The organism is Vibrio sp. 03_296, from assembly GCF_002265885.1.
Genome location: NZ_NPKW01000632.1, coordinates 1 through 1,144, shown reverse-complemented (window position 1 = coordinate 1,144; position 1,144 = coordinate 1). Strand labels below are relative to the sequence as shown.

General features: G+C 46.4%; 1 protein-coding gene and 1 pseudogene. Both read left to right on the top strand.

Annotated elements, in window-relative coordinates; translation table 11 throughout:
- Positions 1-534: 534 nt before the first annotated feature.
- Positions 535-954 (top strand): TonB family protein, encoded by a 420-nt coding sequence (locus CIK04_RS34190; RefSeq protein WP_325205870.1) that lies wholly within the window; start codon positions 535-537, stop codon positions 952-954.
- A gap of 2 nt (positions 955-956) precedes the next feature.
- Positions 957-1,144: pseudogene (locus CIK04_RS26745) on the top strand (MotA/TolQ/ExbB proton channel family protein); the annotation flags it as partial.

Below are 1,144 nucleotides of genomic sequence, written 5' to 3'. Positions count from 1 at the left end.
GCGAAGGCAAAACGCAMSGATCTGGGTATCAATACCGATAATGGATTGATCATACTTATCTAATGTAAGCGTCATATTCACTCGCTTATTCCCGCTGTATAAGGCTTAGCGGGTTAATCTCTAAACTGATGCGATCATAAAATTAGTTAATGATAATGCAATTGATAATTGATCTTATTTGCAATGTAAGTGATAATCTCGCCCAGATTTAGCTTTTCGGAACAACAGCATCATGAATTTACCCAGATATCTTTTTGCGGGTTCGCTCTCGTTGATGTTGCATGCGGCGTTCATCTCAGCCAAAGAGCAAGCCGTCATTTTTCAAACCAATGCGGGTAGCGACTCTGCGTCCGTCTCATTAAATTTGGTCTCAATCCTCCCCCCTTCCTCCAATACGTGGTGGAAAAAAAACGTTGAGCCAAAAGAAGAGACCAAACCACCCACTAAACCAAACCAAAAAAGCCAGCAGAGCCAAAGAAAGAAGTGGCGAAGCCCAAACCGCCAACCCCAAAGAAAGCGTCTTTRGAAAAACCCGTGGTAGAAAACAAGAGCAGCACGAAACCCACTGAGTCAACGCCTGTGGAGCAGCCAGAACCCGCGGAACATAAAACGCCAAAAGGTGCGGACAATGATCAACCTGCCAGTTCCGCTTCTCAGGGTGTCAGTAGCCAACCGACGCTGATTGAAAAGCCGAGCTTCATGGAGAAACCAGTTCAGCCGAAATATCCTCGAGTCGCACAAAAGCGGGGGATTGAAGGCACTGCCTTGTTTGAATTGTGGATTGATGAGCAAGGAAAGCTAACCCAGTTACTGTTGATCACATCGAGTGGCGCAAAAATGCTTGATGACGCGGCTAGAAAAGCCATTCAGCAGTGGAAATTTACCCCTCACGCAGAGAATGGCCAAAAATGCCTTCATCGAGTAAGAGTTCCCGTTCGATTTTCTTTGGACTAACCATGCAACAACTACTAGAACTGCAAAACCAACTTGGCCTAATGACTTGGCCGCTAATTCTCTGTTCCGTCGGTGACGGTGATGATCGTCATCGAACGCTTGATTCAGGTCGTTTTWAGTATCGGCGTCGGCAAAAGTGCTATACGCCGTCAGCTCAGCACGATTTCGCCGACGAATAGCCAACAGATTG